Origin of the sequence: Streptomyces sp. 8N706, from assembly GCF_052245415.1 — a bacterium.
Taxonomy (GTDB): Bacteria; Actinomycetota; Actinomycetes; order Streptomycetales; family Streptomycetaceae; genus Streptomyces.
Genome location: NZ_JBQQBW010000016.1, coordinates 80,767 through 91,819, shown reverse-complemented (window position 1 = coordinate 91,819; position 11,053 = coordinate 80,767). Strand labels below are relative to the sequence as shown.

Annotated in this window: 11 protein-coding genes; 2 read left to right on the top strand and 9 right to left on the bottom strand. The window is 72.1% G+C overall.

Annotated elements, in window-relative coordinates:
* Positions 1–374 precede the first annotated feature (374 nt).
* Entirely contained in the window at positions 375–767 is a 393-nt protein-coding gene (locus tag ACTWQE_RS09375; RefSeq protein ID WP_443328379.1) for an SCO5389 family protein, read from the top strand.
* A 150-nt stretch (positions 768–917) separates the two neighbouring features.
* On the opposite strand, the gene ACTWQE_RS09370 is transcribed toward ACTWQE_RS09375, so the two are convergent.
* Positions 918–1,946, bottom strand: a complete 1,029-nt coding sequence (locus ACTWQE_RS09370) for an LLM class flavin-dependent oxidoreductase (RefSeq protein ID WP_443328378.1) — start codon at positions 1,944–1,946, stop codon at positions 918–920.
* 198 nt (positions 1,947–2,144) lie between these two features.
* Between ACTWQE_RS09370 and ACTWQE_RS09365 the strand changes: the two genes are divergently transcribed.
* Positions 2,145–2,489: an ATP/GTP-binding protein gene (locus ACTWQE_RS09365; RefSeq protein ID WP_443328377.1), complete on the top strand. Its 345-nt coding sequence runs from the start codon at positions 2,145–2,147 to the stop codon at positions 2,487–2,489.
* A gap of 64 nt (positions 2,490–2,553) precedes the next feature.
* Here the strand turns inward: ACTWQE_RS09365 and ACTWQE_RS09360 are convergent, their stop codons facing one another.
* The 8 genes from ACTWQE_RS09360 to ACTWQE_RS09325 form a co-directional block, all read right to left on the bottom strand.
* Positions 2,554–4,008 carry an MFS transporter gene (locus ACTWQE_RS09360; RefSeq protein WP_443328376.1) on the bottom strand — a complete coding sequence of 485 codons (1,455 nt, stop codon included), beginning with the start codon at positions 4,006–4,008 and terminating at the stop codon, positions 2,554–2,556.
* A gap of 97 nt (positions 4,009–4,105) precedes the next feature.
* Positions 4,106–4,585, bottom strand: coding sequence for a nucleotide triphosphate diphosphatase NUDT15 (locus tag ACTWQE_RS09355; RefSeq protein WP_443328375.1), 480 nt, complete (start codon positions 4,583–4,585; stop codon positions 4,106–4,108).
* The gene (locus ACTWQE_RS09350) at positions 4,582–5,847 is read right to left on the bottom strand and encodes an FAD-dependent oxidoreductase (RefSeq protein ID WP_443328374.1); all 1,266 of its coding nucleotides are present in this window, start codon (positions 5,845–5,847) and stop codon (positions 4,582–4,584) included. Before ACTWQE_RS09350 ends, ACTWQE_RS09355 begins: the two co-directional genes overlap by 4 nt.
* Positions 5,848–6,004: 157 nt before the next feature.
* The gene (hpt, locus tag ACTWQE_RS09345) at positions 6,005–6,562 is read right to left on the bottom strand and encodes a hypoxanthine phosphoribosyltransferase (protein WP_443328373.1); all 558 of its coding nucleotides are present in this window, start codon (positions 6,560–6,562) and stop codon (positions 6,005–6,007) included.
* Positions 6,563–6,958: 396 nt separating this feature from the next.
* Positions 6,959–7,939: an ABC transporter permease gene (locus ACTWQE_RS09340; protein ID WP_443328372.1), complete on the bottom strand. Its 981-nt coding sequence runs from the start codon at positions 7,937–7,939 to the stop codon at positions 6,959–6,961.
* A complete protein-coding gene (locus ACTWQE_RS09335) occupies positions 7,936–9,243 on the bottom strand; it encodes an ABC transporter ATP-binding protein (protein ID WP_443328371.1) in 1,308 nt (435 codons plus the stop codon). Before ACTWQE_RS09335 ends, ACTWQE_RS09340 begins: the two co-directional genes overlap by 4 nt.
* Before the next feature lie 119 nt (positions 9,244–9,362).
* Positions 9,363–10,250 (bottom strand): hypothetical protein, encoded by an 888-nt coding sequence (locus ACTWQE_RS09330; RefSeq protein ID WP_443328370.1) that lies wholly within the window; start codon positions 10,248–10,250, stop codon positions 9,363–9,365.
* A 29-nt stretch (positions 10,251–10,279) separates the two neighbouring features.
* A complete protein-coding gene (locus ACTWQE_RS09325; protein ID WP_443328369.1) occupies positions 10,280–11,050 on the bottom strand; it encodes an ABC transporter permease in 771 nt (256 codons plus the stop codon).
* Between the last annotated feature and the right edge of the window lie 3 nt (positions 11,051–11,053).

The window sequence follows — 11,053 nt, the reverse complement described above, 5'->3', positions numbered from 1 at the left end:
CCACCACCCTCGACCGAGGCCCTGCGGGCCGCCCCCCTCGCCCGCCCGTCTCCCGCCACCACCCTCAACCGAGGCCCTGCGGGCCGCCCCCCTCGCCCGCCCGTCTCCCGCCACCACCCTCAACCGAGGCCCTGCGGGCCGCCCCCCTCACCCGCCCGTCTCCCGCCACCACCCTCAATCGAGGCCCTGCGGGCCGCCCCCTTCGCCCCTGGATGAGCCTGTTCGGCCGTGGCCGGTTGTGTGCCCATCTTCCTGGTGCGGGCGCTGTGGCCGACATACCTTTGACGCGGGAAGTCGCGGAACGACCACGCTGTGTTGCGAACTCCCGTCCCTGCCCGTAAGACCCCGGTCCCGGGGTCGCGAGAGGAGAACCCATGTCGCTCGACGTCTCACCGGCCCTGTTGGAGAAGGCCGAGCGAGGCGAGGTCGATGAAGCGGAATTCGTCGACTGCGTCCGGACCTCCCTGCCTTACGCATGGGAGCTGATCAGCTCTCTGGTGGCCCAGCTCAAGGTGGACGGCGGCCAGTTCGCCGACAACCACGTGCCGCCGCCGGACGAGCAGGCGCGTGGCCAGCTGCTTCGTGCGCTGGCGAGTGACGCGATACGCGGCTCACTCCAGAGGCACTTCGGAGTGAGGCTGGCGTTCCAGAACTGCCACCGGGTGGCGGTCTTCCCGCTCGACCCGGCGGTTGACGAGCGACTGGCCCGGTTCACATCCGTACGGGGGCAGCTGCTCAACCAGTCCCCCGAACTCCGGGACTGCTGACGCCGCGGCTGCCGCTCCGCGTATGGGGTAGGTGCAGCGGGCGGGAGCGGCAGCACCGGTGGACGGTGTTGCCGCTGCCGTGTTTCCTGCTGGGGCCCGCTTCCCTGCCCGGAGCCGGCGCTCCTGCTCCCGCTGATCGCTCGGGGCGCCTCAGCGGAGCAGCGGCAGCACCTCGCTGCCCAGCCGTCGCACGTTCTCCTCGGTGGCCGCCAGATCGCCCGTGCCCTCCACGAGCAGTGCGAAACGGCTGATGCCGGTGGTCTCCGCCGTGGCCGCGAGGCGGTCGGCGCAGAGCTTCGGCGGCCCCACCGGATGCAGCCCGCACAGCAACTCGGTGTACGCGTGCGGGTCGCGCATCGGCCGTGCCCTGCCATCGACCGTGACATGGGCCCCCAGCCCCTGACGCAGCCAGCCCGGCATCGCCTTGGCCAGGGCCTCGGCCGCCTCCGGACGGGCGTCCGCGATCTGGACGACCCCGGCCGCTACATGCCCGGCCGCGGCCACTTCTTCGGGTGAACGCCCCGCCGCCAGCGCGGACTTGCGCCAGAGGGCGACGCTCTCGGCCTTCTCCGCGTCGTCGCTGTGCATGCCCAGCAGCATCGGCAGCCCGCGCTCGGCCGCCAGTCGTACGCTCGCGGGGGAGGTGCAGGCCACCACCAGCGGTGGCCCGTCGGGCGCCTCCAGCAGCTCGTTCGCACGGGGCACCACCGGCACTTCCCGGAAGGAGAAGCGCTCGCCGTCCGCGCCCACGCGCGGCTCCCGCAGCCAGCGCAGCAGCAGGTCCAGCGATTCGGGGAACCCGGTTTCGTACGCCTTCAGGCCCGAGCCGAAGACCTCGAGGTCCACCCATGGCCCGCCGCGGCCGACTCCCAGGGTGAACCGTCCGCCGGAGGTCAGATGCAGCAGCGCCGCCTGCTCGCCCAGCGTCACGGGGTGGGTGGTCGGCAGCACGCTGATGGCCGTGCCCACACCGATGCGGCGTGTACGGCCGAGCAGCAGCGCCGCCAGCGTGACCGCGGACGGACAGACCCCGTACGGCACGAAGTGGTGCTCGGCGAGCCAGACCGAGTCGAGCCCGGCCTCCTCGGCGACCTCGGCGGTCCGCACCGTACGGTGCAGTGCCTCCCCCTGTCCCTGGCCGGGGAATTGGGCGGCCAGTGCAAAAGCTCCAACACGCATCGCCTTCTGCCTCCTCGCGGCCGACGCGGCTCCCCCTGATGGCAATAACGTCTGACACGTGCCAAGGGCACGGCCTGGCGAGAAGTTTTGCGGATTATCAGGGTGATCGCGGAGTTCGTCTCGCTGGGTCCGCCCCTCCCTCGCCCGCCGCGTACGCTGGTCTCGGCCAGCGACCCCGGATCCTTCGCGAGGTGCCCCGTGTCTCCGCGTCGAAACCGCCCGCGCGGCGGCGACAACCTTTCTCCGCGCCCCGACGGCGACCGTTACGGCCTGGAGAGTGCCCCTCTCGGCGGCGGCTGGGGGATGACGGAGCACTGGCAGGGCGAGGACTGGGTGGTGCGCCAGGTCGGCGGCGGCGCCGCGGCCAAGCACTACCGCTGCCCGGGCTGCGACCAGGAGATTCCGCCGGGTGTCCCGCATGTCGTCGCCTGGGCCCGGGAGGGCGGGGCCGACGACCGGCGCCACTGGCACCGGGCGTGCTGGAACTCGAGGGACCGCCGCACCACGCGGGTGCAGCGGTCCCGTAACGCGCCGCGCTACTGAGCTCTCCGCCGACCGGTGGCCGCTCGCGTACGGTCGCGGCCGCGCCCGGGATGAACCTTTACGGTCAGTGAGTCCGCTCGGCCGTCGTCGTGGCGGCGGGCTGCGTCGGGGCCGCCGCAGCGCCCCTCGGCCCGGCCTTGCGGGGCAGCAGCAGCACCGTGCAGCCGAGCAGCGCCACAGCGGCGAAGGCGAAGCATCCCCACAGGCTGAACGATCCGGTCCAGAACGTCCCCGGAGCGGTGCTCTGGATGCCGGTCACCGCCGCGACTCCCAGCGCCCCACCGGCCTGTTGGCAGGTGACCAGGGCCCCCGAGGCGGTGCCCTGGTCGGCGCTGGACGCGGCGGCGCTGGTGAGCATGACCGCCGCCGGGTACGTCACGGCGATGCCCGCGCCCACCAGGAGGGCCGCGGGCAGCAGATGGGTGGCGTAACCGCCCTGCTCCACGGTGGTGTAGAGCAGCTGTCCCCCGGTGATGACGGCGAGCCCGGCGAGCAGCAGCCGTGTCGCGGGCCTGCGGTTGGCCATCCGGGCCGCCGGGGTGGACAGCAGGCCCACGGCGAGCCCCTGGGGCAGGAAGGCCAGTCCGGCCGCCAGGGCCGAGTAGCCCTGGCGGTCCTGCAGATCGGTCGCCACGAGGAACATCGCTCCCGTGATCCCGGCGAACGCACCGCCCAGGGCGAGACAGGCCGCTGCCATCCGGCGGTCGGCCACCAAGGACAGCGGCAGTAGCGGCACCCGGGCCCGGGCCTGGGTCGCGAGGAACACCGCGGCCGCGGCGACGCCCGCGCCCGCGACCACCGCGATCTCGGTAGGGGAGCCGGTGCCGACGCGTCCCACGGCGTACACCACGGCGATCAGCCCGCCGGTGACCAGCAGGGCGGGCAGCCACGGCATCCGGCCCCGGGCCGCTCCCGCGCCGCCCGCACGGTCGAGGCCACGGCCGCCGAGGAGCAGAACCAGCAGACTCAACGGGACGTAGAGGAAGAACGCCCCTCGCCAGCCGAACCCCTGGGTCAGCAGTCCGCCGATCACCACACCGAGGGAGAAGCCCGCGGCGCCCATCGCGCTGAAGACCCCGAGGGCCCGGTTGCGCGCGGCCCCCTCCGGGAATCCCGCGACGATCAGCGCCACGGCCGCGGGTGCGGTGATCGCGGCCCCCACCCCCTGGGCGGCACGGGCGGTGATGAGCGACATGGCCTCCGGGGCCAGCGCCGCCCCGAGCGAGCCCGCACCGAAGATGCCCACACCGATGAGGAACATCCGTCGGTGCCCCCACTGGTCCGCGCACTTGCCACCGACCAGGAGCAGTCCCGCGTACGTGGTGAGGAACGCACCGGCGACCAGCTGCAGTTGATCCGGGCGCAGCTCCAGGGCGTGCTGGATGCCGGCCAGCTGCACATTGATGCTCGACAGGCTCATCCCCTCGAAGAGGACGGCCGTGCAGAGCACCAACAGCTTGGTCCATGCGCGCCGGTCGAACCGGAAATCATCCACAGATGTCGGAGAACTCGTGGTCAATGACGCTCCTTGGACAGGGGGAGAGGACAGTGCGCGCAGGTGTCACCGTCGTACGGCTACGGGGGAGGCCGTCGGCGGTCACGGCTTACGGTATGCCTCAACGGCGCGCCGTGACATCGGCCGTCGGGTACACCGTCCAGCCCCCCGCCGCGGGGTCCCCTCGCCAGGCGGCGAGAAGAGCAGCGCTCGCGGGGAAGAGCGGAGCGGGGAGTTCATCCGGCCGGGCCCAGATCCATCGGTCGAAGACCTCCGGCTCCGGGGTGGTCGCCACGGCGTCCGGTGCCTCCAGCCGCGCCAGCACGCCCGCCGTCACCTGTGTCCGGTCCCCGCCGGTGTGGAGCGCGACGGTGAACGCCCGTGCCTCCGCCACCTCGTGGATACCGCTCTCCTCGGCGATCTCCCGGACGGCGGCCTCCTCGAAGGTCTCACCCGCTTCGACGTGTCCCCCGGGCAGGCACCAGGACTCGGGCTCTCCCCGCTTGATCCGGTGGCCGATCAGCACGGCGCCGTCGGACCGTACCAACAGAGCGCCGACGCCGACCACCGGATCGCGGCGTGCCGCAGGAGTGGCCGTCACCGCAGTGCTTCCAGTTCCCGCAGCGCGGAGTCCGCCGCGTAGTGACCGCTGATCATCGCCGCGACGATGCCGCGGAACAGCCCGCACGCGTCGCCGGCCACCCATGCGGGGGAGTCCAGCAGCCGGAGGTCACCGTCCACCTTCGGGTACCAGCCGACGCCTTCGAGCGTGGGACCGATCAGCTGTGTGCCGTTGTTCCGGATGGTCGGGTACGCGGCCGCCAGGCGGGACAGGCCGCGCACCATGATCTCGCGCAGCTCCGGCCCGTAGACGCGGTCGAAGGTTGCCACCGCCGTCGGCTCGTCGTCCGTGAGCGCGTCCAGGGAGAGGGTGAAGTAGGACTCCTCGTCGGCCATCGCGGCGAGCGCCGGCTCGAGCGCACGGGCCGCCACCGTCTCGTCCAGGATCCGCGTGTTGAAGCCCACGTTGGACCGCCCGGTGGGCGGGCAGTCCGAGCGTCCGGACACGGTCCACAGACCCTGGGTCTCGGTGAGCGCCGCCTCGCCCTGACGGCAGGCGCAGAACGTCCGCCACTCCACGCTGCCGTCCTGCTCGCGGAAGCGCAGCTTCGGGTCGAGCTGCTTCATGTCCTTGAAGAACGCGGTGTCGGCCGGCTGCTCGATGCGGAACCCGACCTCCAGCCGGCGGAAGGACCGCTGCTCGGTCAGCGCGCGCAGGCCGAGCGGGCCGAACCTGCCGCTGGCCAGGACGAGTCGGCGGGCGACGATCTGCGACTCCTCCCCCTTGGCATCGCGGAGGGACAGCTCGAAGACATCGGTGGCGGACGCGTACGCGGCCTTCACCACCTCGGTCTCGTTGAGGACGGTGGCGTCCGTCGCGGCGACCATGTCGGCGGTCAGCCGCAGACGCGCGTCCAACGGGAGGTAGTCCGAGGGGTATTCCTTGAGGATCCACTCGCCGGAGCCCACGGTGTAGGCGGTCGGGTCGGAGGGGAACGGGGGAGTGTCCAGGCCGTACGAGCCGAGCAGGTCGCAGGTCCAGGCGTACGCGGCCTCGAGGTCGGCGGACCGGGGAAGGGTCCACAGCTCGCTGGCCGAGGGGAAGAAGGAGAACTTCCCGTCCGAGAACAGCCCGGCTCCTCCGTGGCCGCGGGTCATGTCGACCGCGGCATACCGGTCCCGTTCGTCGACGGGCTTGCCTCCGTCGATGAGCGCGACGCTGTACGAGCTTCCGGCGAGCCGCTTGGCGGCGGCGAGTCCGGCGGGGCCGGCGCCGATGATGGCAAGGTCGAAGGTGTTCACACATGCTCCAAACAAGGCAGGGTTGACCGCTGCCCGGTCAGTGGGGTCGCCGGGCAGTGACGTTGACGCGGGGCCCCTCAGGCGAAGACGTTGACGCGGGGGTCCCTCAGGCGGAAGACACACGGGGGTCCCTCAGGCGGGAACACGCGGGGGTCCCTCAGGCGGAAGCCGCCGGTGCGGCCGCGGGGAGGCGCACCTCATGGATGTCGCCGAGGTTGCGGTGCCGCTCGGCGTAGTCGATGCCGTAGCCGGCGACCCAGTGCTCGGTGATGTCGAACCCGACGTACCGGGGCTCCACCGGCTTCGCGACGGCGTGCGGCTTGCGCAGCAGCACACAGCAGTGCAGCGAGGCGGGGGCCTGCTCCCGGAACCGGTCCATCAGCCAGGAGAGCGTGGTGCCGGTGTCGAGGATGTCCTCGACGACGAGGACATCGCGTCCGGCCAGGTCTTCCCCGACGTCCTTGAGCAGCCGCGGCGTTCCGGCCGTACTGCCCCGTCCGTACGTGGACACCGCGGCCCAGTCCATGGCCAGTGGCAGATCGATGGCACGAGCCAGGTCGACCGTGAAGGCGGCCGCCCCCTTCAGTACCCCGATGACCACCAGGTCCCGGCCGCTGTAGTCGCGGGTGATCTCGGCGCCGATCTGCCGGACGCGATCCTGTATCCGCTCGCCCGTGAACAGCACACGAGCCAGCTCCCCCCGTGAAGCCCCCATCGTTCCCCCTTGGTCGTTCTTGTGCTGAGCCGCCACGTTCCTGAGCGGACTCGACGAGCAGGTTGCCCTCAACTGGACACCGGTGCTCTCTTGGCACAACTGTTCGCTAATTTACACGAGTTGAGACGTCGTGTCGCAGGACATACCGGAGTGTGGTGTTGGCGCCGACGCCCTCCACCGGGCCCGCCGGACGGTCCGTCCCGGCGGGCCGGGTGCATCGCCGGGCGCCTCGGCGGGCCGCTCAGTCCTGTCCCGGCGGAGCGGGGTGTCCCTCCCCCGAACCGCGTACGGCGGTGCTGATCCCCAATTCCGGCGCATTCCGGCCGGCTCGTCCGTATCGGCGTGCCCGGGGCCCGCTACCTCGTGCGGCTCGGATCCCCGGCGGTCGTGCGCGCCTCAGACGTCGCGCTTGTGCAGCAGCGAGAACGCGGCCACCAGGGCCGCGGCCGTGACGCCCGCGAGCACCCAGAGCAGGTCCCAGCCCGTGCCGTCGCTGCCGTTCATGGGAATGCGGTAGAGCGAGGCGAGGCCGTTCAGGGGCGAGTACTCGATCAGCTTCTCCCGCAGGGACCGCATGCTCTCCGGCATGAACAGCGCCAGCAGCAGCGGCAGCAGGACGACGCCGAGCATCGTGGTGATCGCTCCGGCCGAGTGCCGCAGCAGGGAGCCGACGGCGAGCGAGAGCAGGCCGAGCAGCGCCACGTAGAGGCCGGCGCCGACCGTCGCGCCGAGCCACTCGCTGCTGGTCGCGATCACCTCGCCGCCCTCGATCGAGTCCTTGGGGATCGCCGCGAAGTCGGACGGGGCCCTGCCGCTGAGCATCGCCGAGTTGATCAGCGCCGTCACCCCGGCGGCCACGGTCGTCATCACCAAGGAGAGCAGGAAGAAGACGACCGCCTTGGCGGCCAGCACCCGGCCGCGGGACGGGCAGGCGGTCAGCGTCGTACGGATCATGCCGGTGCCGTACTCGGAGGTGATCACCAGCACGCCCAGCGTGATGACGCAGATCTGACCCAGCATCAGCCCGAAGAAGCCGCCCGACAGGAGCGGAGTCTGGGCCTCCTCCGAGCTGCTGAGGCCGAGCGCCGTCAGAAAGCCGATGCCGACGACCAGGATGAACATGATGCCGAGCGTCCAGATCGTGGACCGCACAGTCCGGATCTTGGTCCACTCGGAGGCGAGCGCATCACCGAGGTGCGTACGTCGCAGGGGAATCGGCGAGGCGTACGCCGTCCCCGCCGCATGCGACGCTCCAGCGGCGAACGGCTGAGCGGGCGGCTGGGCCGGCGGCGGGCCCTGGGGAACGGAAGGCGGTGGCACGGGTCCGCCCTGCGCGCCCGCCGGCGCCGTGCCCTGCTGCTGGTACGGGGTGCTCATCGGTCGTCCTCGCTGTCACGCTTCGTCATGTCGGGGGCTCCGGCGGGGGCCTGCGGCGGCGCGGCCGGGGGAGCGGTGGGAGCGGGCTGCGCGGCCGGCTGGGGCTGCGCGTAGGGGTTCGGCTGCTCGGGCGCCGCGCCGTACGCCCCGGCGGGGCTCGCGGGCGGATAGCCCCCCGGCTGCGGTGGCGGGAAGCCGCCGGGCGGCTGGGACGGGCCGGGGCCGAACCCGGGCCCGGCCTGCGGCGCGTACCCGGGGCCACCCTGCGGTGCGTACTCCGGCCCGCCCTGCGGCGCGTACCCGGGCCCGCCCTGCGGCGCGTATCCCGGCTGCGCCTGCGGTGCGTACCCGCCGGGCGCCTGGGCGTGCAGGCCGGCCCGCTGGTCGGCGGTCGAGCGGTAGTCCACCGCCCCCTGCGTCATCCGCATGTACGCCTCCTCCAGCGACGCCTGGTGCGGCGACAGCTCCCACAGCCGCACATCGGCGTCGTGCGCCAGATCACTGATCCGGGGCAGCGGTACGCCCGTCACCCGCAGCGCCCCGTCCGGCTCGGGCTGGACGTGCCCGCCGGCCTCCCCGAGCAGGGTCGTCAGCTTCTCCCGCTGCGCCGGCTCGCCCTCGGGCGTACGGACCCGGGCGAAGTCCGCCGAGTTGTGCGAGATGAAGTCCTTGACGCTCATGTCGGCGAGCAGCTGGCCCCGCCCGATCACGATGAGGTGCTCGGCGGTGACCGCCATCTCGCTCATGAGGTGGCTGGAGACGAAGACCGTACGGCCCTCGGACGCCAGCCGCTTCATCAGGTTGCGGACCCACAGGATGCCCTCCGGGTCGAGGCCGTTGACCGGCTCGTCGAAGAGCAGCACCTGCGGGTCGCCGAGCAGCGCCGCGGCTATGCCGAGCCGCTGGCCCATACCGAGCGAGAAGCCGTTGGACCGCTTCTTCGCCACCTCGTGCAGACCGACCACGCCCAGTACCTCGTCCACCCGGCGGGCCGGAATGCCCGACAGCTGCGCCAGGCACAGCAGGTGGTTACGGGCGCTGCGGCCGCCGTGCACGGCCTTGGCGTCGAGCAGGGCGCCCACCTGGCGCGGAGCGTTGGGCAGCCGGCGGAACGGATGGCCGCCGATCGTCACCCGGCCGCTCGTCGGCTCGTCGAGTCCCAGGATCATGCGCATCGTGGTGGACTTTCCGGAGCCGTTGGGCCCCAGGAAGCCGGTCACGGTACCTGGCCGTACCTGGAACGACAGGTTGTACACGGCCGTCTTGGCGCCATAGCGCTTTGTCAGGCCGACTGCCTCGATCATTATCCGCCCCTCGCCGGATGGGTCGGGGGCTCGTATGTCTGTGCTGAAACCCCCGTACGGCTTAGGAGGATAACGAGACGTTGACGGTTCCCGTGAAATCGGAGCGGGCGGGAGGTCCGTCAGCCGCCGGTGGGCAGGGAACCCCCGAGCGGCGGCAGGTCGTCGTAGAGATACGGCTCGGCGCTGTCGTCCAGGTACGGCAGGAAGTCGGTCTGCGGGAGCACCCTGCCCTCCGCGGCGAGGAGCCGGGTGCCCCGCCGGCGCAGTTCCGGGTCGGCGCCGGCCCGCCGGACCCAGTCCTGAGGGCCGGGGCCGAGCAGCTGCCTCAGCCGGGGGGAATCGTGCAGGAGTGCGGTGAGCAGCGCGGCCTGGGTGCCGGTGCCGGGCAGCGGACGGCCGTCCCGGCCGGCGAGCGCCCCATGCGTGCTCACGTAGAGGTACGCGCCGCCGAGCCGCTCCCCGGAGGGCAGGGTCATGGGGAAGCGGTCGCCCGGCAGCAACGCGCGCCGGTAGTTGGGGAACTCGGTGTCGTCCACGCCCTTGAGCTGGAGGGGGTCCAGCCAGCTGACGACATACGGGGCCCCGGCTTCCGGGTCCTCGGCCACATACGGTGTCCGGGCCACATAGCCCGCGCGGCTGATGTGCCCCGAGCAGCCGACGGCGATCCCGCACACCCGTACCGGCACCATCGGCACGGCAGAGGGGAGGCCGAGGCGGGCGAGTTTGTGGCCGAGCTGCGCGGGGGAGGCGTTGGAGCCGACCGCGATCACGGGATGGCGCCGGCCCGTACCGGCCTGTCCGAGCGCGCCGAGTGCCTCGTCCAGCTCCCGGGCGGGGCCGGGGCCGTCCAGGTGCCAGGCACCCAGTCGGCGTCGCCGGACGCCCAGCGGCAGCAGCTCCCGGCCGGTGAGCAGACCGGGCTCGGAGAGGGGCCGTCCCGGATACGTCAGCGGCCGCTCGGCAGGGGCGTCGGTGTACCCGAGCGCTTCCAGGCTCCGGTTCTCCACGAGGGGGCCTTCCTGTGCGCGTGTCCGCCTCAGGCGTCCCGTCTCCGGAGGACGAGACAGCCGCCGATCAGGGCCGCCGCCACCCAGAGTGCCATGACGCCGAGACCTCCCCAGGGCCCGTACGGCGCGGTGTCGTCCGGTGGGGAGATGACCTGCATGACCTTGCTGCCCGCCTGGTCCGGCAGATACTGACCGACCTTACGGGTGGCGTCGACATTGCCCAGAATGTTCGAGATCAGGAAGAAGAAGGGCATCAGGATGCCGAGGGACAGCATCGGGCTGCGGAGCATCGCCGCGACGCCCATCGAGAACATCGCGATGAGCCCCATGTAGAGCCCGCCGCCGAACACCGCGCGCAGCACCCCGGGATCGCCGATCTGCGCCCGGTGGTCACCGAGCAGAGCCTGCCCGAGGAAGAAGGCCCCGAAGCTCGTCACCATCCCCACGGCGAACGCGAGGGCCGAGGCGACCGCGATCTTGGAGAAGAGGAAGGTGGCCCGCTGCGGCACCGCGGCGAGCGAGGTACGGATCATTCCGGTGCTGTACTCGGTGGAGACGACCAGCACCCCGAAGACGATCATCGCCAGCTGGCCGAGCCCCATGCCGGCGAAGCTGACGTAGGTCGGATCGAAGGTCACCTGGTCTCGTGTCGACATATCGTCAAAAGAGGCCTTGGAGACGATGCTGATCAGTGCGCCCAGGGCGAGGGTCACCACCAGGGCGAGGCTCAGCGTCCACACCGTCGACCGCACCGACCTGATCTTCGTCCACTCCGACTGGAGGACCTGCGTGGCGGCCATCGG

Bases quoted from the DNA above. Each gene is read 5' to 3' on its own strand.
- ACTWQE_RS09375 (WP_443328379.1), top strand. From the start codon at position 375: ATGTCGCTCGACGTCTCACCGGCCCTGTTGGAGAAGGCCGAGCGAGGC.
- ACTWQE_RS09340 (WP_443328372.1), bottom strand. From the start codon at position 7,939: ATGAGCACCCCGTACCAGCAGCAGGGCACGGCGCCGGCGGGCGCGCAG.
- ACTWQE_RS09335 (WP_443328371.1), bottom strand. From the start codon at position 9,243: ATGATCGAGGCAGTCGGCCTGACAAAGCGCTATGGCGCCAAGACGGCC.
- ACTWQE_RS09325 (WP_443328369.1), bottom strand. From the start codon at position 11,050: ATGGCCGCCACGCAGGTCCTCCAGTCGGAGTGGACGAAGATCAGGTCG.
- hpt (WP_443328373.1), bottom strand. From the start codon at position 6,562: ATGGGGGCTTCACGGGGGGAGCTGGCTCGTGTGCTGTTCACGGGCGAG.
- ACTWQE_RS09370 (WP_443328378.1), bottom strand. From the start codon at position 1,946: ATGCGTGTTGGAGCTTTTGCACTGGCCGCCCAATTCCCCGGCCAGGGA.